Annotated in this window: 21 protein-coding genes; 13 read left to right on the top strand and 8 right to left on the bottom strand. The window is 73.8% G+C overall.

Features of this window, described 5'->3' with window-relative positions:
- Positions 1–11 precede the first annotated feature (11 nt).
- The 4 genes from ACWGJO_RS01835 (at position 12) to ACWGJO_RS01820 (ending at position 4,337) form a co-directional block, all read left to right on the top strand.
- A complete protein-coding gene (locus ACWGJO_RS01835) occupies positions 12–944 on the top strand; it encodes a fumarylacetoacetate hydrolase family protein (RefSeq protein ID WP_452181679.1) in 933 nt (310 codons plus the stop codon).
- A 32-nt stretch (positions 945–976) separates the two neighbouring features.
- Positions 977–1,729 carry a maleate cis-trans isomerase family protein gene (locus ACWGJO_RS01830; protein ID WP_452181678.1) on the top strand — a complete coding sequence of 251 codons (753 nt, stop codon included), beginning with the start codon at positions 977–979 and terminating at the stop codon, positions 1,727–1,729.
- Positions 1,730–1,821: 92 nt separating this feature from the next.
- Entirely contained in the window at positions 1,822–2,664 is an 843-nt protein-coding gene (locus tag ACWGJO_RS01825) for a PaaX family transcriptional regulator (protein WP_452181677.1), read from the top strand.
- Positions 2,661–4,337, top strand: coding sequence for an amidohydrolase (locus ACWGJO_RS01820; protein WP_452181676.1), 1,677 nt, complete (start codon positions 2,661–2,663; stop codon positions 4,335–4,337). The genes ACWGJO_RS01825 and ACWGJO_RS01820 overlap by 4 nt, the downstream gene beginning before the upstream one ends.
- A 7-nt stretch (positions 4,338–4,344) precedes the next feature.
- Here the strand turns inward: ACWGJO_RS01820 and ACWGJO_RS01815 are convergent, their stop codons facing one another.
- Positions 4,345–4,863: a universal stress protein gene (locus ACWGJO_RS01815; RefSeq protein WP_452181675.1), complete on the bottom strand. Its 519-nt coding sequence runs from the start codon at positions 4,861–4,863 to the stop codon at positions 4,345–4,347.
- Positions 4,864–4,957: 94 nt separating this feature from the next.
- Positions 4,958–5,575, bottom strand: a complete 618-nt coding sequence (locus ACWGJO_RS01810) for a hypothetical protein (RefSeq protein WP_452181674.1) — start codon at positions 5,573–5,575, stop codon at positions 4,958–4,960.
- A gap of 599 nt (positions 5,576–6,174) precedes the next feature.
- On the opposite strand from ACWGJO_RS01810, the gene ACWGJO_RS01805 reads away from it, so the two are divergent.
- The 5 genes from ACWGJO_RS01805 (at position 6,175) to ACWGJO_RS01785 (ending at position 9,545) form a co-directional block, all read left to right on the top strand.
- The gene (locus ACWGJO_RS01805) at positions 6,175–6,882 is read left to right on the top strand and encodes a DUF1062 domain-containing protein (RefSeq protein WP_452181673.1); all 708 of its coding nucleotides are present in this window, start codon (positions 6,175–6,177) and stop codon (positions 6,880–6,882) included.
- 115 nt (positions 6,883–6,997) lie between these two features.
- The gene (locus tag ACWGJO_RS01800) at positions 6,998–7,159 is read left to right on the top strand and encodes a hypothetical protein (RefSeq protein WP_452181672.1); all 162 of its coding nucleotides are present in this window, start codon (positions 6,998–7,000) and stop codon (positions 7,157–7,159) included.
- Positions 7,160–7,204: 45 nt separating this feature from the next.
- Positions 7,205–7,846: an alpha-ketoglutarate-dependent dioxygenase AlkB gene (locus tag ACWGJO_RS01795; protein ID WP_452181671.1), complete on the top strand. Its 642-nt coding sequence runs from the start codon at positions 7,205–7,207 to the stop codon at positions 7,844–7,846.
- A 121-nt stretch (positions 7,847–7,967) separates the two neighbouring features.
- A complete protein-coding gene (locus tag ACWGJO_RS01790; protein ID WP_452181670.1) occupies positions 7,968–8,726 on the top strand; it encodes a VOC family protein in 759 nt (252 codons plus the stop codon).
- A gap of 207 nt (positions 8,727–8,933) precedes the next feature.
- Positions 8,934–9,545, top strand: a complete 612-nt coding sequence (locus tag ACWGJO_RS01785; protein WP_452181669.1) for a DUF7691 family protein — start codon at positions 8,934–8,936, stop codon at positions 9,543–9,545.
- Between the two features lie 111 nt (positions 9,546–9,656).
- Here the strand turns inward: ACWGJO_RS01785 and ACWGJO_RS01780 are convergent, their stop codons facing one another.
- The 3 genes from ACWGJO_RS01780 to ACWGJO_RS01770 form a co-directional block, all read right to left on the bottom strand.
- Positions 9,657–10,481 carry a carbohydrate ABC transporter permease gene (locus ACWGJO_RS01780; protein ID WP_359907610.1) on the bottom strand — a complete coding sequence of 275 codons (825 nt, stop codon included), beginning with the start codon at positions 10,479–10,481 and terminating at the stop codon, positions 9,657–9,659.
- A gap of 137 nt (positions 10,482–10,618) precedes the next feature.
- Complete coding sequence (locus ACWGJO_RS01775; RefSeq protein WP_452181668.1) at positions 10,619–11,596, bottom strand: carbohydrate ABC transporter permease; 978 nt, start codon at positions 11,594–11,596, stop codon at positions 10,619–10,621.
- 207 nt (positions 11,597–11,803) lie between these two features.
- On the bottom strand, positions 11,804–13,114 hold the full coding sequence (locus tag ACWGJO_RS01770; protein WP_401055121.1) for an extracellular solute-binding protein: 1,311 nt from the start codon (positions 13,112–13,114) through the stop codon (positions 11,804–11,806).
- Between the two features lie 326 nt (positions 13,115–13,440).
- Here ACWGJO_RS01770 and ACWGJO_RS01765 point away from each other — a divergent pair, with 326 nt between their 5' ends.
- A complete protein-coding gene (locus ACWGJO_RS01765) occupies positions 13,441–14,247 on the top strand; it encodes an IclR family transcriptional regulator (RefSeq protein WP_359907558.1) in 807 nt (268 codons plus the stop codon).
- Between the two features lie 286 nt (positions 14,248–14,533).
- Positions 14,534–15,256 (top strand): alpha/beta hydrolase family protein, encoded by a 723-nt coding sequence (locus ACWGJO_RS01760; protein WP_452181667.1) that lies wholly within the window; start codon positions 14,534–14,536, stop codon positions 15,254–15,256.
- A gap of 40 nt (positions 15,257–15,296) precedes the next feature.
- Here the strand turns inward: ACWGJO_RS01760 and ACWGJO_RS01755 are convergent, their stop codons facing one another.
- Both ACWGJO_RS01755 and ACWGJO_RS01750 read right to left on the bottom strand, forming a co-directional pair.
- Entirely contained in the window at positions 15,297–15,824 is a 528-nt protein-coding gene (locus tag ACWGJO_RS01755; RefSeq protein WP_452181666.1) for a universal stress protein, read from the bottom strand.
- A 211-nt stretch (positions 15,825–16,035) separates the two neighbouring features.
- The gene (locus ACWGJO_RS01750; protein ID WP_452181665.1) at positions 16,036–16,773 is read right to left on the bottom strand and encodes a TetR/AcrR family transcriptional regulator; all 738 of its coding nucleotides are present in this window, start codon (positions 16,771–16,773) and stop codon (positions 16,036–16,038) included.
- A 144-nt stretch (positions 16,774–16,917) separates the two neighbouring features.
- Here ACWGJO_RS01750 and ACWGJO_RS01745 point away from each other — a divergent pair, with 144 nt between their 5' ends.
- Entirely contained in the window at positions 16,918–17,736 is an 819-nt protein-coding gene (locus ACWGJO_RS01745) for an MOSC domain-containing protein (protein ID WP_452181664.1), read from the top strand.
- 181 nt (positions 17,737–17,917) lie between these two features.
- Here ACWGJO_RS01745 and ACWGJO_RS01740 read toward each other — a convergent pair whose 3' ends face one another.
- Positions 17,918–18,310, bottom strand: coding sequence for a ribonuclease (locus ACWGJO_RS01740; RefSeq protein WP_380356563.1), 393 nt, complete (start codon positions 18,308–18,310; stop codon positions 17,918–17,920).
- A gap of 235 nt (positions 18,311–18,545) precedes the next feature.
- On the opposite strand from ACWGJO_RS01740, the gene ACWGJO_RS01735 reads away from it, so the two are divergent.
- Positions 18,546–20,135, top strand: coding sequence for a carboxyl transferase domain-containing protein (locus ACWGJO_RS01735; protein WP_452181663.1), 1,590 nt, complete (start codon positions 18,546–18,548; stop codon positions 20,133–20,135).
- Positions 20,136–20,315 lie beyond the last annotated feature (180 nt).

The following is a 20,315-nucleotide window of genomic DNA, read 5'->3' as shown; positions in this document are numbered from 1 at the left end:
GCCCCACCACCATGCACCTGCTGACCTTCCGCACCCACGACGACGCCGGCCCCGCAGGCCGCACCGGGGACGACGGCCATGACGACACCCCGCGCCTCGGCGCCCGGATCGACGGCGACCGGGTCGTCGACCTGACCGCCCTCGCCACCGCCGCCGGGGTCCGACTGCCTCCCGACCTCCTCGGGTTGATCCGCGCCGGAGAGCCGGCCCTGGCCACCGTCCGCGACCTGCTGGCCGGGGCACCGACCGGCCGGCCGCTCGCCGAGGTCTCGCTGTGCGCGCCGCTGCGCCCCGGCAAGATCGTCGGCGTCGGCCTCAACTACGTGGAGCACGTGGCCGAGTCGCACCGCACCCTGGACACCGACCGCGAACTGCCCGACCGGCCGGTGCTGTTCGGCAAGCCCTCGACCGCCGTCACCGGCCCGGGCGGCCCGATCCTGCACAACGCCGACCTCACCAAGCAGCTCGACTGGGAGTGCGAACTCGCCGTGGTGATCGGCGCACCGGCCTTCCGGGTGGCCGAGGCGGACGCGCTGCGGCACGTGTTCGGCTACAGCATCGTCAACGACATCAGTGCCCGGGACCAGCGCCGCTCCGGCCAGTGGTTCTTCTCCAAGGGCCAGGACAGCTACGCGCCGTTCGGCCCGGTCGTGGTGACCGCCGACGAGATCCCCGACCCGCAGCGGCTCGACCTCTCGCTGACGGTCAACGGTGAGCTGCGGCAGGACTCCAACACCCGCCACATGCTGTTCGGTGTCGCCCGGCTGATCGCCGACATCTCCTCCGGCGTCACCCTGGAACCGGGCGACGTGATCTCCACCGGTTCCCCCTCCGGCGTCGGCGCCGGGATGGTGCCGCCGCAGTTCCTCCAGCCCGGCGACCTGGTCGAGGCCACCATCGAACGGATCGGCACGCTCGCCAACCCGGTGATCGACGCCCGCTGACCCGCCCCGGACCGGAAAGGACCGTCCACCCGATGACCACCCACCGGATCGGCCAGATCGTCCCGAGCTCCAACGTCACCATGGAGACCGAGGTCCCCGCCCTGCTGCGGGCCCGCGAGGCGGTCGCCCCCGAGCGGTTCACCTTCCACTCCAGCCGGATGCGGATGACCAGGGTCACCCCCGAACAACTGCGCGCCATGGACGCCGAGTCCGACCGCTGCGCCGCCGAGCTGTCGGACGCCCGGGTGGACGTGATCGGCTACGCCTGCCTGGTCGCCGTGATGGCCACCGGCCCCGGCTACCACCGGCAGGCCGAACGGCGGCTGCACCTGCGCACCGTCCAGAACGGCGCCCCCGCGCCCGTGGTCACCAGCGCCGGCGCGCTCGTCGCCGGGCTGCACGAACTCGGGGCCGCGAAGGTCGCCATGGTCACCCCGTACCTGCGACCGCTGGCCCGGACGGTGGTCGAGTACCTCGCCGCGGAGGGCATCGAGGTGCTCGACCACGCCGCCCTGGAGATCGCCGACAACCTCGACGTCGCCGCCCACGACCCGGCCCTGCTGCCCGCCATCGCCCGCGATCTCGCCCACGCCGAGGCGGACGCGGTGGTGCTCTCGGCCTGCGTGCAACTGCCCTCGCTGTCCGCGGTCGAGGAGGCCGAGCAGCAGTTGGGCAAGCCGGTGGTCTCGGCGGCCGTCTGCACCACCCACCAGCTCCTGCGGGCCCTTGGCCTGCCCGCCTTCGCGCCCGGCGCCGGACACCTGCTCTCCGGTGCCTACGCGTAGCCCCCCGGGCGCCTTGGGAACGCAGGATTGCGCGCCCTCGGACCGGCACTCTCGTTATGATCGCCACCACCACCGGGGAGGAGGGCCCGCGCATGTCCGAGAACACGTCCCGGCCGAGCTCCCTGATCCACACCGTCTACGGCGAGTTCGTCCGCCGCCTCGGCGGCTGGATATCCATCGCCGACCTGATCGCGCTGCTGGCCGAGCTGGACGTCGACGGCCCGGCCGTCCGCTCGGCGATCTCGCGGTTGAAGAAGGCCGGCACCCTGCTCCAGGAGCGGCGCGCGGGCACGGGGTACCGGCTCGCGCTCGCGATGGAGCCGGTCTTCGAGGAGGGCGACCGGCGGATCTTCCACAGCCTGGAGCCGGCCGAACTCGCCGACGGCTGGGTGGTGGCGGTCTTCTCGGTGCCCGAGTCCGCCCGCGCCCACCGCCACCAGCTGCGCTCCCGGCTGAGCTGGCTGGGCTTCGGCAACGCCGCCCCCGGGGTCTGGCTGGCACCGGCCCGGCTGCTGCCGGACGCCCGTCGGTTGCTGGACCGGCTCGGGCTGAGCGCCTACGTCCATCTGTTCCTCTCCGCCGAGTACGCCGGCTTCGCCGATCTCCGTACAGCGGTGGCGAGTTGGTGGGACCTCCCGGCGATCGGGGCACAGTACGGGGCCTTCGCCGATGCCTGGCACCCGGCCGCCGAGGAGCTGCGCGGACGGTCTCCGGTCGACCCGGCCGAGGCCTTCCGCGACTACGTGCCGATGCTCACCCGGTGGCGTCGGCTGCCGTACCTGGATCCGGGGCTGCCCGCGCCGCTGCTGCCCGCCGACTGGAACGCGGTACCGGCGCGCGCGGTGTTCACCGAGTTGCACGGACTGCTCGCCGAGCCCAGCCTCCGGTACGTCGAGAAGGTCACCGGACTGTCCCGCCCCCAGGAGCCGCAATGACCGACCCCGACGATCCGGTGATCCGACCCGCCTCCGCCGTTCCGGCGGCCCGCCCCACCCCCGCGGACCTGCTGATCCGCGCCGCCGCCGTGCACACCCTGGTGCCCGGCGAGCCGCCCCGGCGGGCGGTCGCCGTCACCGGTGGCCGGATCACCGCGCTCTCCGCCGCGCCCGACGGACTGGACGCCCTGATCGGCCCGGGCACCGAGGTGGTGGACGCCCCGGGCTCGACCGTGCTGCCCGCCTTCGACGACACCCACACCCACCTGATCCTGGCCGGACACAGCGTCCACGGCGTGCCCGTCCACCGGGCCCGCGACCTCGCCGGATTCCTCGGCCTGATCCGCGAACGCGCCGCCCGCACCCCCGCCGGGGAGTGGATCCGCACCACGGTCAACTGGCAGGAGGTCCTGCTGACCGAGCAACGGATGCCCACCACCGGGGAGTTGGACACGGCCACCGCCGAACACCCGGTACTGGTGCGCCGCGGCGCGTACAACATGGTGCTCAACTCGGCCGCACTGCGGCTGGCCGGGATCACCGACGCCACCGAGGCGCCGCCGGGCGGCGTGATCGAGCGCGACGAGCACGGGCGGCTCACCGGCCGGCTGATCGACCGGGCGGTCGAGCTGGTCGAGCGGGTGCTGCCGAGCCCGACCCTCACGGAGCGGATCGAGGGACTGCGCGCCGCCTCCGCCGACTTCGCCGCCACCGGGATCGGCACCGTCCGCGACTGCCTGGTCCCGGCCGAGGACCTCGACGTCCTGGACGCCGCCCGGGCCGAGGGCGCCCTGGCCGTCCGGGTCCGCGCGCTGGTCTCCGGTTTCGCCGCCCGCACGCCGGCCCAGGTGGACGCACTGCTGGACCGGATGGACGACTGGCGGGCGGCCGGCCGGGACGACGACCGACTGCGGATCTGGGGCGTCAAGTTCGGGATCGACGGCGGCTTCGAGGCGGGCGCGGTGGAGGAGCCGTACCAGGGGCAGCCCTGCTACCACGGCCGGCTGCTCTGGGAGCCGGACGAACTGCTCGCGGCGGTGGAGCGGGTGGTCGGGCGGGGCCGGCGGGTCGGTGTGCACGCCTGGGGCGACCGCGGGCTGCGGGTCCTGCTGGACGTCTTCGAGCAGGTGGTCGAGCGCCACCCCGGCCTGCCGCCAGGCACCCTGGTGGTCGAGCACGGCGGCCTGGCCCGCTCCGAGCAGCGTGCGCGGGCGATCGCGCTGGGCATCCCGGTGACGGTCCAGCACCCACTGCTGCACGACGGCGCGCTCACCCAGCAGCGGGCCTGGGGCGAGGAGCGCACCGCCGCGCTTTTCCCGCTGCGCGAGTGGCTGGACGAGGGCGCGCTGATCACCGGCGGCTCGGACTTCCCGGTCGGCCCGTACGGCGGGATGGTGTCGGTGTGGGGCATGACCACCCGGGGCACCACGGCCGGCGTGGTCGGCCCGGAGCACGCGATCGGCCGGTCCGAGGCGGTCGCGCTGCACACCGTGAACGCGGCCAGGCTGACCTGCGAGAGCGCGGTGCGCGGCAGCCTGCGGCCGGGGGCGTTCGCCGACCTCACGGTGTGGCCGGTCGATCCGCTGGATCCGTCGGCCTGCCCGGTGGACGCGCTGCGCGAGCTGCGCCCCACCCGTACGGTGGTCGACGGCCTTACCGTGCACCGCGCCTGACGGACCGTCAGACCGCAGCGAGCTCCCTCAGGTCGATGCCGCGGTGCAGCGCACGCAGATCCTCGTGCAGCGTGGACGGCGGAACGGCGAGCACCCCGCAGCGGGCCCGGTTCACACAGCGCCGGGCGATCGAGCGGCGCGTCAGCCCGCGCAGCCTGACCCGCAGGCCGCCCTGCTCGCCGGTGCTGACCACCAGCAGGTCGCCCGGGCGGTCGGCCAGCCCGGTCAGCACCGTCGCGACCTCGCCGCGCACGACCAGCGGCTGCACCGGCACCCCGATCGGCAGTCCGCCGAACGCCTGCTCCAGCGCGCTCTCCATTCGCGCCTCGGCGAGCTCCTGCCAGGCGCGCAGCAGCGGCGGGCAGGGCCGGGCGCGGTAGTTGCGCTCACCGCCGACCGGCGTCCAGGCGAGCACCGGCACCAGGACGGCCCCCCGGGCCCGGGCCTCCTCGGCCGCCCGGTGCAGGGCGGTCAGGCTGTGCAGTGAACCGCTGACTCCGACGATGACGCGGGCGCCGTCCGACATGATCCTTCACTTTCCGATGCCAAAACTCTTCAATGTCTGCAATTAGATTGCCACATCCTCTTTTGGCCTGCAAATCTAAGGCATTCACTGAATATCACCTTGCATCGCCCGGCATATCCATGCCCTGGCCGCCGCTCGGACGGACCTCCTGGAGCAACCCCCAGGTGAAGTCGGCCTCGCACGGGCACAGCCGTCCATCGGCATCCGGGACCACGAAGTCCAGCCGGAACCTGGTCGGCGCACTGCCCTCGCGCGGCACCGCGGACGGAAACGCGGCCCCGACATCGCCCACCACGCAGCTCCACGGCGCGAGATCGGCCGGCGTGCGCAGCACGGGCGGCGGGGAGCCCGCCGCCCGCACCAGCCACTCGTTCAGCAGCGGCCCACCGATCTCCGCCGGGCCGAGCAGGATCTCGAAGCGCAACTCGGGCCAGAGCGGCAGCACCCACTGGCGCGCCACGCAGTCGAGATCCCCGATCCGACGCGGCACACTCCCCCCGGCCGGCCCGAGCACGGCCGCGTACCGGGCCGCACCGCGCGGGAAGCCGGGCGCGCGGACCATCGCCTGCCAGCGCTTGCTGGCCTCCCGCATCGAGGCCCGGGTGGCGCCGAGCCGCCGCACCGCCCCCTCCACCAGCACGGCCTGGAAATCGGCCATCCGGCGCAGCAGCACCAGCTGGAACTCGGTGACCCCGAAGCCGTTGATCGCCATGTCCGAAGCCTAGACGGGAGCGGGCAACCGGCCGCTCGACCGACCGGCGGCCGCCCCGGCGCCGTCGGCGGCACCCGGACGCCCTGCGCCCTGCGGCCTGCGACCTGCGACCTGCGACCTGCGACCTGCGACCTGCGCGAAGCTCGGTGTCGGCTCGCGCGGGGAGCTGGCGGCGCCGGCCCGACGGCGCTGGTCCGAAAAAAATCGGTTGCGGGGGAGCGCGGCCCAGATCACGATGTGCGGCATGTACCTGTGCTGACGACTGCCACGTAGCAACTCATCCCTACGCGATCGACCTCTGCGCCGGGCCATCGGCCGCGCGCCGAGTCGATGACACGCGCGCTCACGCGATCGACCGCCCTTGGCGCTCGGCCATGCCGCCATGTGGCCATGTCCCGAGGCGATGAGACGCGCTGTCGCGAGTTGCCACGGAGAGACACGACCTGTCGCGCGATCGACCTCGGGACGCCCGCCATGCGGCCATCCGCCCCGAGGCGATGACACGCGCCTTCATGAGCACTCGTCAGATACCAGGAGCCCCGGCCGATCCAGCCGATCCGGTCCGCGCGCGTTCCTGATGAACCAGGAAACAGACCACCATGCATACCGAACGCAAGGCCCGCTGGGCCGTGCGCCAGTCCGCGCTGCCCACCGTCGTCCGCAGCTGCCCGGACTGCTACAGCACGCGGCACCGGCCCTCGGGCAAGATCCGTGTCAACGCCAACGGCAAGCTCCTCGACGTCTGGCTGCTGCTCAGCTGCGCGGGCTGCGACCGGACCTCGAAGGTGCCCGTCCACGAGCGCGTCCACACGTCGTCGCTGGAACCCGCCCGCAGGGAGGCGTACGAGAACAACGACCTCGCCGTGGTGCGGGAACTGACGATGAGTGCGTCGCTCGCCGCCAAGAACGGCTACAGCCTGGACTGGAGCGGCACCTGGGAGCTGGAGGCACGCACGCCGCTCCACGCGATCGACGATCCGACCCCGCTGACGGTGCTGGTGAGCTTCGAGCTGCCGGTCCCGGTCCGGGTCGAACGCCTGCTCATGTCCGGCCTCGGCCTCAGCCGCAGCCGGGTCCGCCGGATGGTCGCGGACGGCCGCATCCGCCTGCCGCTCGCCCCGGACGCCAAGACACGCCGCGACTTCGAGCTGACGGTCCACGCTCCGGCGGCGACCCTGGCTCAGCTCGCGGCTCCGGTCGCGACGGTGCGGCGGGAGGCGGTGCGGCGGGAGGCGGTGCGCGAACTCGGCGCCGCCGACGCCGTCGAGGCGCCGCTGCGCCTGTCGCGCGCGGTGTCCGGGGCGTAGGCCGACGGCTCGGTGCGGGGCGGTACCCGCGCGCGGCTCACGGACTCGCCGTTCGTGAGCCGCGCGGCGGGCTCCCGCGTGATGGGTCCAGCCTCCTCCGACGACGCAGTCCGGGGTGTCGCAACGGTGGCTGCCGGCCACCGTTCCCGACGGCCGCACCGTGATCGCCTCCGGCGCCGTCACGGCCCACGATCCGCCGACCCTGTTGGAGCTGGACCTCGACCCGCACGGGCGGGTCCGGTTCGACCTGACCGACGAGGGCGGCGGCACGGCCTGAAACTCGGTTCGAGCACATGTTCGAATCGAGGCGTACGCTGGCCCCATGCACGGCACCGTCCACCTCCAGCCCTCGCTGTTCGACGACGCGGACCGCGGCGGCCTCCGCCTCGGCCCGCTCACCGGCCTGCGGCGGCAGCCGCTCGGCGACGGCGCCTGGCTGGACCTGCTCCCGGGCTGGCTGCACGGAGCCGACGAGCTGTTCGAACAACTGGCCTCCGACGTGCCGTGGCGGGCCGAGCGCCGCGAGATGTACGAACGGACGGTCGACGTCCCGCGCCTGCTGGCCTCCTACCCGGCGCAGGCCGAACCGCCGCACCCGGTGCTCGGCCTGGCCCGGACGGCGCTGAGCCGGCACTACGCCCAGGAGCTGGGCGAGCCGTTCCGCACCCTCGGCCTGTGCTACTACCGGGACGGCCGGGACAGCGTGGCCTGGCACGGCGACCGGATCGGGCGCGGCGCCCGCGAGGACACCATGGTGGCGATCCTCTCCGTCGGCGAGCCGCGCACCCTGGCGCTGCGGCCCCGGTCCGGCGGCGGGCCGGCCGTCCGCCACCCGCTCGGGCACGGGGACCTGGTCGTGATGGGCGGCTCCTGCCAGCGCACCTGGGAGCACGCGATCCCCAAGACGGCCCGCCCGGTGGGCCCGCGGATCAGCATCCAGTTCCGGCCGCACGGAGTGTCCTGATCCCCCGCTTGCCGCGCACCCGCCGGGCGCGGAGGCTGGCGGGTGGGGCCGGTGGCGACGAACGCCGAACGCCGAATGCCGAATGCCGGGCACCGGGCACCGGGCCCGCCAGGAGGGTCGCATGCCGAAACCGGGCAACTACCGTGCCGGGGTGCCGTGCTGGGTTGTTCTCACCACGCCGGACATCGCACGGGCGGAGGCCTTCTACGGCGCGCTGTTCGACTGGGAGTTCGTTCCGACCGGTCCCGCCGAGGCGGTTGCCACCCGGTACGGCGCCCAGGTCGCGGCCGTCGAACGGGCCCGGCCGACCGACCCGCCCGCCACCTGGACCACCTTCCTCGCCTGCCCCGATCCGCCGCGCACCCTTGCCGCGGTCCGGGCCGCCGGCGGCCGCCTCGCCCGTGAGCCGTACGAGGTGCCCGAGCAGGGCCGCGCCGCGCTCGCCGTCGACCCGCTCGGCGCCCGCTTCGGACTCTGGCAGGCCGGCACCATCGACGGCGCCGGCCTGGTCGACGAGCCGGGCGCGCTCGCCTGGAACGAGCACCTCTCCCCCGACCCCGACACCGCCCGGGCCTTCTACCACCGGGTCCTCGGCTACGGCTACGACCGGCCACGGGAGGGACACACCCTCGCCCGGGTGGCCGGCCTGCCCGCGTGCAGCATCGGCCCCGCCGGCCCGGGCGCAAAGGCGCGCTGGCTGGTCCACTTCGCGACCGGGGACACCGACCGTACGGCCGACCGGCTGCGCGCCCTCGGCGGCACGGTCGTCACGGGGCCGACGCCGGCGCCGTTCGGCCGCACCGCGCTGGTCCGGGACGACGCCGGCGCGGACTTCGTGCTGGTCGCCGTCCCGACCCGGGACTCCGCGGCGGCGGCCTGAGCCCGCCCCGGCCGAACCGGCCACCGATCCACCCGTCCGCACACCCGCACACCCGCACACGGGCATACGGGCGGGCACACGGGCCCGGAGCGCCGGCTCCCGTCCGTCAAGTTGCCTTCCTGGCAAGACCGTTCGGCGCACTCGCCGGTGTCCGAGGACGACCGACCCGCCGAACCCGCTGTCCGTTGCGACCGCTACCGTGCTGCCATGAGTTCCTTCCTGCGCGCGTACCTGGTCGACCCCGCGGAGCTCCGTGTCCGCGTCGGCAGCGGCAACGACGGGGCGCTCGACGAGGCCCTCGCATACTTCGGCCCGTCCCTGGACAGGTCCGACGAGCACTTCGCCGACGAGATCGCGCTGGGCGCGCCGACCGCCCTGGAGGCGCTGCGCGCCGTGGTGCACGGCGGCCCCTTCTCCGCGGACGCGGACCACGCCTTCCAGTACGGCTACGCGTACCGGCGGCTGTGCTGGCTCGTCGGGCAGCCCCTGGAAGTCGACTCCTTCGGACCCTTCCGGGGCAACTGGCTGGAGGTGGTCGACGACGGCCTGAAGGCGTACGGGATCACGGCCGTCTCGGTCGCGGACTTCCAGTACGGCGGCGGACTTCCGGCCGAACTGCCCTCCTGCGATGTGCCGTCCTGCAGCACCTGGCCGGCCGAGGACTGCCGGAGGGCACTGGAGCAGTTCGGACGGGCCGAGCACGAGGGCCGCGCCCCGGCGCCGGAGCGCGAGGTGGCCGAGGCCGTCGCGGAGGTCGTCGGCTGGCTCCGGCTCGCGCAGCGCCGGAAGGGTACCGACGTCGTCGGCTTCGTCTCCTGAACTGCCGGACCTCCTCGGCCGCTCGGCCTTCTGCCCCTCCCCTCCCGGGCCCGGACGGCCGAGGGAGTCCCGCCGACGGCGGGACTCCCGGGTGCGCGGCCTCGGCGGACGTCAGTCCTTCACCGCGCCGGCCAGTCCGGAGACCAGCTTGCGCTGCACCGCGATGAAGAAGATCAGCACCGGCACGGTCATCAGCGTGGACGCCGCCATGATGCCGCCCCAGTCGTTCTCGTCCGGCTTGAAGAAGACCAGCAGCGCCGAGGGCAGCGTCTGGTTCTGGGTGGCGCTGATGATGAAGGTCTTGGCGAAGACGAAGTCGTTCCAGGCCGCGATGAAGGAGAACACACTGGTCGCGGCGAGTCCCGGCGCCACCAGCGGCAGCAGGATCCGCCACAGGATGCGGGTCCGGCCGGCCCCGTCGATCTGCGCCGCCTCCTCGATCGAGACCGGGACGGCCGCGACGAAGCCGCGCATCATCCAGATCCCGAACGGCAGCGAGAACGCCAGCTGCACCAGGACCAGCGAGGCCAGGGTGTTCAGCCCCACGCCCGGGGCGAACCGCCCGGCGTCGCGGAACATGAAGAACAGCGGGATGGTCAGCGCCTCGACCGGGATCATCTGGGCGATCAGGAACATCACCATGATGGTGGTCCGGAACTTGAAGCGGAACCTGGTCACGGCCACCGCCGCCAGGAAGACCACGATCGCCGACAGCACCACCACCGACAGCGCGACCACCAGGCTGTTCACGAAGTAGCGGCCGAATCCGTCGACGCTGAGCACCTGCCGGAAGCTCTCCAGCGTGGGGTGGGCGGTCCACGGCCTGGGGTCGAGGGACTGGATCTCGCCCTTGGGCTTGAAGGCCGAGAGCACCATCCAGAAGATCGGGAACGCGGTGACCACGGCCAGCACGATCGCACCGGTGTTGGCGGCCAGCCGCCAGCGGCCACGGGCGCTGCGACCGCGGGGATTCCGGCCGCGGGCGTTGCCGGCCGACTTCACGGCGGCCGACTTCACGGCGGCCGGCTTCACGGCGGCCGGCTTCACGGCGGCCGGGGAGGAGTTCGCCGGGCTCACAGTTCGTTCCCCGTCCGTCGCAGCGTGCGGATGTACAGGACCGTCGGGATCACCAGGATCAGCAGCATGATCACGCCGATCGCCGCGCCCAGCCCGTACTGCGAGGAGGCGAACGCCTTCTGGTACGCGTACACGTTGAGCACCAGGTTCTGGCCGGCGATGCCGCCGCCCTCGGTCATCACATAGATCTGGGTGAATACCTTGAAGTCCCAGATCACCGACTGGATGACCACGATGGTCAGGATCGGCCGCAGCATCGGCGCGGTGATCCGGCGGAAGGTGGTCCAGGTGTTGGCGCCGTCCAGGGCGGCCGCCTCCATGATCTCCTCCGGGATCGCCCGGATGCCCGCGTAGAGGGTGACCATCACGAACGGGTAGGAGTGCCACACCACCACGGCGCCGACGATCAGGAACGCCGTCCACTTGTCGTAGAACCAGTTGAACTCGTGGAAGCCGGAGAGCCCGAGCCCCTCCAGGGTGTGGTTGACCAGACCGAGGTTGGTGTCGAACAGGAAGCTCCACACCGTCGAACCGGTCATCGCCGGCGCCGCCCAGGCGGCCATCGCCGCGGTGGTCAGCACCAGCCGCGGCCACCGGCCGACCTTGGTGAGCAGCACCGCGAGAGTGGCGCCGACGGCCAGGGTGGCGACCACGCAGAACGCGGCGAAGCCGATGGTCTGGAACAGCACCGTCCAGAACTGCTCGTCCTCCAGGATCTTCGTGTAGTTGCCGAAGCCGACGAAGGAGGCCGGGACGCCGCCGGAGGCCTGGGCCTGCCCGAAGTCGAGGACGGACAGCAGGCCCAGCTGGTAGATCGGGTAGGCGACCAGCGGGATCAGGATGACCGCGGCCGGCAGGAGCAGCAGCAGCGGGGGCCGCCGGCGCCGGCCGCCCGGGGGTGCGGCCGGCGCCTTTCCCCCACGGCGCCTCTGCGGGGAAGGCGGCGCCGGGGCGGTCGAGGTGGATACGGACACGTGCGGGACCTGCTCTCTGAGACGAACCGGGAGGGGGGCCGTCCGTGCGCGGCCGGTGGCCGACGGTGCGGTGCGCCGGGGGCCGACGGTGCGGTGTGCCGGTGCCCGACGGCGCGGTGCCTGCGGCTCGGTGCCTGCGGCGGCGCGGTTCGGGTCACCGCGCACGGGGCGCGGTGGCGGTGGCGCGCCGCCGCCGGCGGCCGGCCGTCAGTGCGCGGCGAAGGCCGAGGAGATCTGCGCGGCGGCGTCGGCCGAGGCCTTGGCCACGTCGGCCTTGCCGGTGACGACCTGCTGGAGCATCGTCGGGATCACCGACTGGGCGTCGATCTGCGCCCACGCCTGGTCGAGCGGGACGAACCTGGTGCCGGCCGCGATGGTGTCGGTGAAGGGCTTCAGGAACGCGTCCTTCGCCGCCACCTTGCCGCTGACGGACTTGAGCGTCGGCAGGTTGCCCATCGCGTCGTACATCTGCTCCTGGTACGCGGGGCTCGCCAGCAGCTCGGCGAACTCGACGGCCAGCGTGCGGTGCTTGGCCGCCTTCATCACGCCCAGGTTGTTGCCGCCGGCGAAGGCCGGGGCGATCGAACCGGGCTTCTCGCCGGGCAGCGGCACCACGCCGTACTTGCCCTTGACCGCGCCCGCGTCCACCTTGCTGCGGTTGGAGTTGAGCAGCACCGCCATCGCCGACTTGCCGGCCGCGAACAGGTCCACGGTCTTGCCACCGGTCAGGTCCGCGCACTGCTGGGCGGGGCAGCCGTCCGCGCCGAACAGGTCGGTGTAGCGCTTGATCCCGGCCTGCGAGGCGGGCGAGGCGATCGCCGCCTTGAACGTGGCGCCGTCCTTGGCGGCGATGTCGCCGCCCGCGTCCCAGACGAAGGGCAGCGCGGCGAAGGTGTACTTGCCGCCGACGGCGATGCCGAAGGTGTCCGGGTGCGCGGCGTGGATCTTCTGGTTGGCCGCGACCAGCTCGGCGTACGAGGTCGGCGGGGTGAGGCCGGCCTCGGTGAACAGGTCGGTGCGGTAGTACAGCGCGCGCACACCGACCCACCAGGGCAGGCCGTAGGTCTTGCCGTCCACCACGGCGGTCTTGGCGATCGCCGGGTCGAGGTCGCCCTTGTCCTGCCACTTGTCCAGGTCGGCGGTGATGTCGGCGAGGCCGCCGGCGGCGACGTAGCCGGGCAGGTCGGTGTTGCCGAACTCGACCAGGTCGGGGGCGCTGTTCGGGTCGTTGAAGGCGCCCTTCATCTTGGCGGCGCGGGCCGAGGCGTCGGTGTCGATGTAGCTGACGTTGACGGTGGCGCCCTGGTGGGAGGCCTGGAACTCGGCCACGGCCTTGGAGATCACGGCCTCCTTGGCCGCGTTGCCGGCCTCGTTGTACAGCCAGACCTGCACGGTGCCGGTCCGGTCGTCGGCGGCCTTGTCGCTCGCCGGCGCGGCGGTGCCGGGGGCACAGGCGGTGGCGGCCAGGCAGCCGGCGGCGAGCACGGCGGCTGCGGCGGTCCGTCCGATGAGTCGCATGGTGGAGACCTCCCCTCCCGACAGCTGCCGCTGAGACGTCCGCCGCCGGGGACGGGCACGTCGAAGCAGGCCCTGACCGGGGCCGATGGTGGGTGAAGTGGTGGGGGTACGGCAGGGCGCAGCGCTCGGGTGGGGCGTCGTCGCCTGCTCGATGGCAGGGACGTTAGGCGGGGCCGATCGGCGCCAACAAGAGGGAGTTGGTGAAAGTTTTGCACTGCACAACGTTGTATCGAAGATGCGGCGATCGGGTCGCGAACGGGTACGTTCTGACAACCGCCGCCGACCTGCGGGGGAACACCGGCAGAACGACACCAGGGAACGGACCCATGACGGAGACGGCGCCCAAGAAACCCGCGACCGAACGCAACCAGTCCTCCTCGCTGCGCCGCGCCCTCGCCGTCCTCGGCTACGTCCGCGACCACGGCGACCGGCGCGGCGTCCCGCTCGCCCAGCTCGCCGACGGCCTCGGTCTCAACAAGAGCACCGTGCTGCGACTGGCCGGCCCCCTCCTGGACGAGCACCTCCTCGACCGGGACCGCGAGACCGGCTGGTTCCGGCTCGGCCACGGCTCGCTGCGGCTCGGTCAGGCCTACCTGACCACCCTCGACCTGCGCAGCGTCGCCGCCGAGCACCTGCGCCGGCTCCAGCGCGAGGCCGGCGAGACCGTCCACCTGACCGTCTGGCAGGCCCCCGGGATCGTCTACCTGGACAAGGTCGAGGACGAGACCAACGTCCGGATGGCCTCCCGGGTCGGCAGCCGGGCTCCCGCCTACTGCACAGCCACCGGAAAGGCGATCCTGGCCTGGCTGCCCGAGGAGGCCGTCGCCGAGGTGGTCGCAGCCGGGCTGCGCCCGGTCACCGCCTGGACCATCGCCGACGAGCCCCGGCTCCGCGCCGACCTCGCCCGCATCCGCGCCCGCGGCTACTCGATCGACGACCGCGAGAACGAGCCCGAGGTCCGCTGCGTCGCCGCCCCGATCTTCGACCACACCGGCGAGGTCACCGCGGCCCTCTCCGTCTCCGGCCTCACCTCACGGATGACCGCCGCCCGGGTCCGCGCCCTCGGCCCGGTCGTCGCCCAGGTCGGGCTGCGGATCTCCCGCGAACTCGGCTCCGACCGCCAGCCGTCCTGAACGCCGGGCCGCAGCCGGCCCCTGCCGGCCCTCGCCCGGCCGCAGTCAGCCCCTCGCCCGGCCGGGGTCCGGCCCCCCGGAAACGCGGACAGGGCCCGGCGCCGCTTGCACGGCACCGGACCCTGTCCGATTTCGGAGCGCCAGGCCCGGGTCGCACGGACTCTTCCTACTGAAAGTAGGACGTGCTCTGGTAGCACCACTGACGCCTGAGGAGGAATCGCTCCCTCGCAACGAGAAGTACAGTACCAGCTCCGTGATCATTCAACGAATCGGAGGGAAATCCCGGATGACGAACGCTCGGCTCCGGACGGTTCCGTACACCGCCGGACGACTGACGGACATCCACCTTCCGGCCTCCGGCGCCACCGGGCCGGCCCCCGTCGTGCTGCTCTGGCACGGCAACGGCCCGAACGAGCGCGATGTGCTGCGGCCGCTGGCCCAGGAGGCCGCCGGGCTGGGGCTGCTGGTGCTCGTCCCGGACTGGGACGCGACGCAGCCGGACGGCGGCAGTGCCGAACTGCTCGCCTCGCTGGCCCGGGCCCGCCCGATCGCCACCGAGCACGGCGGGGACCCGACGCGCCTCGTCCTGGCCGGCTGGTCGATGGGCGGCCGCGAGGCGATCGCGGTGGCCACCCATCCCGGCACCCCCGCCGAACTGCGCCCCGCCGCCGCGGTCGGCATCGCCTCCCACTACTCGACCAGGGCCGTCACCACCGGCGAGGCCCCGCTCGACCACCTGGCGGCCACCCCCTCCCCCGTCCCGCTCCGGCTGGTCCACGGCACGGCGGACGAGATCGTGGACGTCGAGCACACCCGGCAGTTGAGCGCTGCTCTTACAAAGCAGATGTCGGCGGTACGGACCCTCGAACTCCCCACCGACCACGCCGGCGTGGTGATGACCGCCTACCGTCCCGAGGCCCGCCGCTGCCTCCCGGCCACCGATGCCGCCACCCTGGCCGCCGGCCGACGGACCGCCGCCGTCCTCGCCGAGGCGGCCGGACTGTCGTAGGCCCGCCCTCGGGCTCCCGCCCGCGGGGCCACGCGGGCCGCTAGCCGTTCCCCGCCGCCGGCTCCCGCAGCCCATGGCCGCGTTCCAGCGCCTCCAGGTCGCGCTGCAGCGGTGGGCGCGGGACGGCCAGGACCGGGCAGGTGGCGTGCCGCACGCAGTAGGCGGTGACCGAGGGGTGCACCAGCCGGGCGAGGCGGCCGCGCTCCCGGCCGGCGCCGAGGACGAGCAGGTCCCCGGGCCGGTCGGCGCACCGCACCAGCGTGTGGCCGGTGTCGCCGCGAACGGTCTGGCAGCGCAGGCGGACGCCCGCGTAGCGTCCGGCGAAGGCCTCGTCGAGGGCCTGCCGCAGCCGGGCCACGGCGGCCTCGCGGCCGGCCTCGATCAACGGCGGGCACGGGGTCCGGCGGTAGCCGAGTTCGTCGCCGGGCGGGGTCCAGCAGAGCACCGCGAGCACCTCGACGTCCGTCCGGCGGGCCTCGGCCACCGCGTGGTGCAGCGCGGCGAGGCTGCCGAGCGAGCCGCTGATGCCGACCACGATCCGGCCCTCGTCGGTACCACTGTCCGCCATGGTTCCGCCCCTGCCTCTCCGTCCGGCCGCGCGCGGATGCCCTGGTGCCAAGGTGCCCGGGTGCCCTCGCACTGGACCGTGCCGCACCGGACCGCGCCGATTTCACCCCAGCAAAGCGGTCCGCGCCCGTACGGCACCGCCCGTTGACGCGGCTCTGACGTGGGGCCCGCCGTTCCGTACGCGTCCCTGATGCCGCGCGGGCGAGGCGCGCTCAGCGCTCGGGCGACTCCGTCCGCTCCGGTTGCTCCTGCCGCCCCGGTTGCTCCTGCGACTCCGGCCGCTCCGGCGACCCCGCTTCCCAGAGGTCCGCGAACATCCGGTCCAGGTGCTCCTCCCCGATCGGCGGGACCGGCAGCGGGTGGGCGGCCCGGGCGCGGAAGCCGTCGAGCTGGAGGGCGAGGTAGCGGCGCCAGAGGTCGGGGCGCAGCTCGGTGGCGGCGGGCAGGGCGCGGCAGAGCGGGCCGAGGAGGAAGAGCAGGTCCATGGTGACCACGTCTCGGCGCATGGCGCCCTGCTCCTGGGCGCGGGCGATCAGGGCTCCGACGGTGGCGGCGTGCCGGCGGCTGATCTCGATCATTCCGGGGATGGCCGGGATGGCCTGGGTGACCAGGTCGTTGATGCCCCGGTCGGCGGCGACCAGCTCGAAGATCCGCCCGAAGTACCGTTCGAGGCCGCTCCAGGCGTCCTCGGCGGCGAGCGCCTCCTCACCCGCGGCGGCCAGACCGCCGCCGGCGTCCTCGAACACCTCGGCGATCAGCGCCTCGCGGGTCGGGAAGTGCCGGTAGAGGGTGGCGTTGCCGACACCGGCCTCCTTGGCGATCTGGTCCAGCGGCACGTCGAGGCCGTGCCGGGAGAACATGTCGCGGGCGGCGGCGAGCAGCTGGTCACGGTTGCGCTGCGCGTCCCGCCGGAGCCGCCCCGGGGGGTTCGCGCTGCTCGGTGGTGCCATGCCCCGACCCTAGCAAGCGCCGGGCTCGCCCACCGGGCACCGCCCACCAGCCCCAACGAGCCGCTCAACTACCCTGTGGGGTCGACGAGATGGACGGTACGCAGACGCAGAACGGTGCGCCTGCACGAAGGGGGCGACCAAGCGATGGCCACGGTGACGGAGCTGCGGTACTACCCGGTCAAGGGCTGCGCCGGGGTGACGGCCGCGCAGGCGGAGCTCACCCGGGCCGGGCTGGCCCATGACCGGGAGTTCATGGTGGTGGACGAGGAGGGCGTGTTCCGCTCCCAGCGCCGGGACCCGGTCCTGGCCACCGTCCGCCCGGCGGTGACTCGGGACGGCCGCTCACTGACGCTGACCGCCGCCGGCATGGAGCCGGTGTCGGTGACGGTGGACACCGAGGGCCCGCGCCGCGAGGTGCGGATGTTCGACCTGCCGTTCCTCGGCATCGATCAGGGCGAGGAGGCCGCCGACTGGCTGTCCGAGGTGCTGGGCTCGCGCGGCCGGCTGGTCAGGGTACCGCCGGAGCACGACCGGGTGACCACCGGAGTGACTCCGGGCACCTCGGGCTACGCCGACAGTTGTGCCGTGCTCCTGGTGTCGCACTCCTCACTGGAGCACTTCAACGGGCTCTCCGACGCTCGGCCGGTGCCCATGGACCGGTTCCGCGCGAACCTGGTGGTGGACGGCTGGACCGAACCGCACACCGAGGACCTGGCCCGCAGGATCGAGGTGGGCGGGGCCGAACTGGGCTACGCCAAGCTGGCGATCCGCTGCGCGGTGACGACGCTGGACCAGTGCAGCGGCACCAAGGCGGGGCCGGAGCCGCTGCGCACCCTGGCCCGGTACCGTCGGGCGGCTGCGGGCGGGGTGGCGTTCGGCAGCAAGTTCGCGGTGCTGCGGCCCGGCACGCTGCGGGTGGGGGACGAGTTGACGGTGAGCGCCTGGGGGCCGTCCGAGCTCTGAGCCCGGCACGACCGTCGCCGCGGCAGCCTCGGCCTCGGCTTCGCTTCGCTCTCGGCTTCGGCTATGGCTCCGGCTTCGCTCTCGGCAGTCGGTGCGGCCGCACGGCGGTGACCTCGGCGGGGAAGCGGGCCGGGGCCACCGTCGCGCCGGAAGCGTTCCGGGACGGTCGGTCAGTGGAGGTTCAGCAGGTCTGGTCGATCAGCGAGAACGTGGCGTAGTGGTCGCCGGTGTAGTAGTCCTCCTGGTAGGACCGACCGGTCACGATCCGGCGGGCGCCGCGGGTCGGGGAGCCCGGGGTGATGACGGTGTACTCGTGGTAGTAGCCGTAGGACTCACCGGGCAGGACGCCCTCCCGGTTCTGGAAGACCACACCGTCCTGGGAGTAGGGGAAGGGGCCGCCGGAGGCGATCAGGTCGAGGGTGTCGGCGGCCTGCGACGGGAGGGCGGAGAGGCAGACCGTTCCGCTCACGTCGGCGTGCGCGTCGGTGGCGACGGCGACCGGGGCGAGGGTCATCAGGGCGACGGCGGTGACGGCGGCGGCGCGGGACTTCCACGCGCGTAGAGTGCGAGTCATGCCCCTCAGTGTGGCGGGACACCGTCAACTCTGGAAGCCTTCGGAAAAACTATTAACCAGTGAGTAACCCCCCTTTACCTGCGGAGACTTGAGCCGTACGCCGACCACCGCACCCCACCCCCGGGGCCACCCGCACGACGCCCACGAACCGCCCGGCCGACACAAGGGTCGACCGTCATCGAACTCAAGTCGGAGCTGTCTCGCCCGGACCGCGCCGCATAGAGTGCCCCGTAGCGTGGCGGATCACGGCAAGGCCGGAACGATCTCTGACGGGGTGGTCATGGGTACGGGCTCGGGCACGGCACTGACGGCCCACCAGCTGATCGGACTGCTGGTCGACCCCGACGGCTTCCACAGCTGGGACGAGCCGCCGGCCGACGACCGGGCCGATCCCGGCTACCGCGCCTCGCTCGACCGCGCCCGTGAACGCACCGGCCTGGACGAGGCCGTCCTCACCGGCCTCGGCCTGATCGGCGGCCGGCCGGTCGCCCTCATCGCCTCCGAGTTCGGCTTCCTCGGCGGCTCGATCGGCGTCGTCACCGCCGAGCGGATCACCCGCGCCGTCGAACGCGCCACCACCGAGCGGCTGCCGCTGCTCGCCCTGCCGGTCTCCGGCGGGACGCGGATGCAGGAAGGTTCGGCGGCCTTCCTCTGCATGCTGCGGATCACCGCCGCCGTCCAGGCGCACCGCGCCGCCGGCCTCCCCTATGTCACCTATCTGCGCAACCCCACCATGGGCGGGGTCTTCGCCTCCTGGGGCACGCTCGGGCAGCTGGTCCTCGCCGAGCCGGGCGCCCGGCTCGGCTTCCTCGGCCCGCGGGTGTACGAGGAACTGCGCGGCGTGGAGCTGCCGCCGGACGTCCAGCGGGCCGAGACACTCGCCGGCCAGGGGCTGGTGGACGCCGTCGTGCCGCCGCAGGAACTGCGCGAACTGCTCCGCCGCGCGCTGACCGTGCTCGCCGCCGCACCGCCGGCCCCTTCCATCGGCCCCGAGTCCGCGCCCGCTCCCACTCCCACGCCCACTCCCGAGCCCGAACCCGGCCCGGACGCCCCCGGACACCCGGACGCCTGGGACTCCGTCCGCCGCACCCGTCGCCCCGACCGCCCGGGCGCCCGCGAACTGCTGCGGCACACCACCGAGGAACTGGTGCTGCTGGACGCCCCCGGCGGGCGCGGCGGCGCGCTGGTCCGGGCACTGGCCGTGCTCGGCGGGCGGCCCGTGCTGGTCGTCGGCCAGCAGCGGCAGACCCCCGAGCACGAGCGCCCCTTCACCGCCGCCGACCTGCGGGCCGTACGGCGCACCGCGCGCCTGGCCGAACAGCTCGGGCTGCCACTGGTCACCGTGGTGGACACGGCCGGCGCCGAGCTGTCGGCGCGGGCCGAGTTGGACGGCATCGCGGTGGAGATCGCCCACTGCCTCACCACCCTGCTCGCGCTGCGCACGCCCGTCCTGGCCGTACTGCTCGGCCAGGGCTCGGGCGGCGGGGCGCTCGCGCTGCTCCCGGCGGACCGGGTGATCGCCGCCGAGCACGCCTGGCTGGCACCGCTGCCGCCGGAGGGCGCCTCGGCGATCGTCCACCGGGACGGCTCGCACGCCGCCGAGCTGGCCCGCTCCCAGGGGATCGGGGCACGTCACCTGGCCGAGGTCGGGCTGGTCGACGAGGTGGTTCCGGAGCTGCCGGATGCCGCCGAGGAGCCGGAGGCCTTCTGCGCCCGGCTCGGGCAGGCGGTCGGCGCGGCGCTCGGCGCCCTGGCGGCCGCCGCCGAAACGGACCGGCTCGCGGCCCGGGCCGCCCGGCACCGGCGGCTGGGCGACCTGCGCTAGCCGTCCACCACGGCGGCTCGGCTCCGGTCCCGCCGCGACCGCGTGACACCGGCATCGGCACGGCCAGGGCGGTGTGGCGCCGGTCTCAGCACCACGGTGTGGCCCCGGTCTCAAGGCAGCGTTGATCATCTGCACCCACCGTGCGGCCGCCGGACCGGCGAGTGACGCCCCCCGCCCCCC

The sequence above is a fragment of the Kitasatospora sp. NPDC054795 genome (genome assembly GCF_053611565.1).
Note: the sequence above shows the minus strand (reverse complement) of the source record. Positions and strands in the feature narration are given on the sequence as shown.

Excerpts from the sequence above, each read along its gene's own strand:
- ACWGJO_RS01835 (WP_452181679.1), top strand. The coding sequence starts at position 12 with ATGCACCTGCTGACCTTCCGCACCCACGACGACGCCGGCCCCGCAGGC.
- ACWGJO_RS01830 (WP_452181678.1), top strand. The coding sequence starts at position 977 with ATGACCACCCACCGGATCGGCCAGATCGTCCCGAGCTCCAACGTCACC.
- ACWGJO_RS01825 (WP_452181677.1), top strand. The coding sequence starts at position 1,822 with ATGTCCGAGAACACGTCCCGGCCGAGCTCCCTGATCCACACCGTCTAC.
- ACWGJO_RS01820 (WP_452181676.1), top strand. The coding sequence starts at position 2,661 with ATGACCGACCCCGACGATCCGGTGATCCGACCCGCCTCCGCCGTTCCG.
- ACWGJO_RS01815 (WP_452181675.1), bottom strand. The coding sequence starts at position 4,863 with ATGTCGGACGGCGCCCGCGTCATCGTCGGAGTCAGCGGTTCACTGCAC.
- ACWGJO_RS01810 (WP_452181674.1), bottom strand. The coding sequence starts at position 5,575 with ATGGCGATCAACGGCTTCGGGGTCACCGAGTTCCAGCTGGTGCTGCTG.
- ACWGJO_RS01805 (WP_452181673.1), top strand. The coding sequence starts at position 6,175 with ATGCATACCGAACGCAAGGCCCGCTGGGCCGTGCGCCAGTCCGCGCTG.
- ACWGJO_RS01795 (WP_452181671.1), top strand. The coding sequence starts at position 7,205 with ATGCACGGCACCGTCCACCTCCAGCCCTCGCTGTTCGACGACGCGGAC.
- ACWGJO_RS01790 (WP_452181670.1), top strand. The coding sequence starts at position 7,968 with ATGCCGAAACCGGGCAACTACCGTGCCGGGGTGCCGTGCTGGGTTGTT.
- ACWGJO_RS01785 (WP_452181669.1), top strand. The coding sequence starts at position 8,934 with ATGAGTTCCTTCCTGCGCGCGTACCTGGTCGACCCCGCGGAGCTCCGT.
- ACWGJO_RS01770 (WP_401055121.1), bottom strand. The coding sequence starts at position 13,114 with ATGCGACTCATCGGACGGACCGCCGCAGCCGCCGTGCTCGCCGCCGGC.
- ACWGJO_RS01765 (WP_359907558.1), top strand. The coding sequence starts at position 13,441 with ATGACGGAGACGGCGCCCAAGAAACCCGCGACCGAACGCAACCAGTCC.
- ACWGJO_RS01760 (WP_452181667.1), top strand. The coding sequence starts at position 14,534 with ATGACGAACGCTCGGCTCCGGACGGTTCCGTACACCGCCGGACGACTG.
- ACWGJO_RS01755 (WP_452181666.1), bottom strand. The coding sequence starts at position 15,824 with ATGGCGGACAGTGGTACCGACGAGGGCCGGATCGTGGTCGGCATCAGC.
- ACWGJO_RS01750 (WP_452181665.1), bottom strand. The coding sequence starts at position 16,773 with ATGGCACCACCGAGCAGCGCGAACCCCCCGGGGCGGCTCCGGCGGGAC.
- ACWGJO_RS01745 (WP_452181664.1), top strand. The coding sequence starts at position 16,918 with ATGGCCACGGTGACGGAGCTGCGGTACTACCCGGTCAAGGGCTGCGCC.
- ACWGJO_RS01740 (WP_380356563.1), bottom strand. The coding sequence starts at position 18,310 with ATGACTCGCACTCTACGCGCGTGGAAGTCCCGCGCCGCCGCCGTCACC.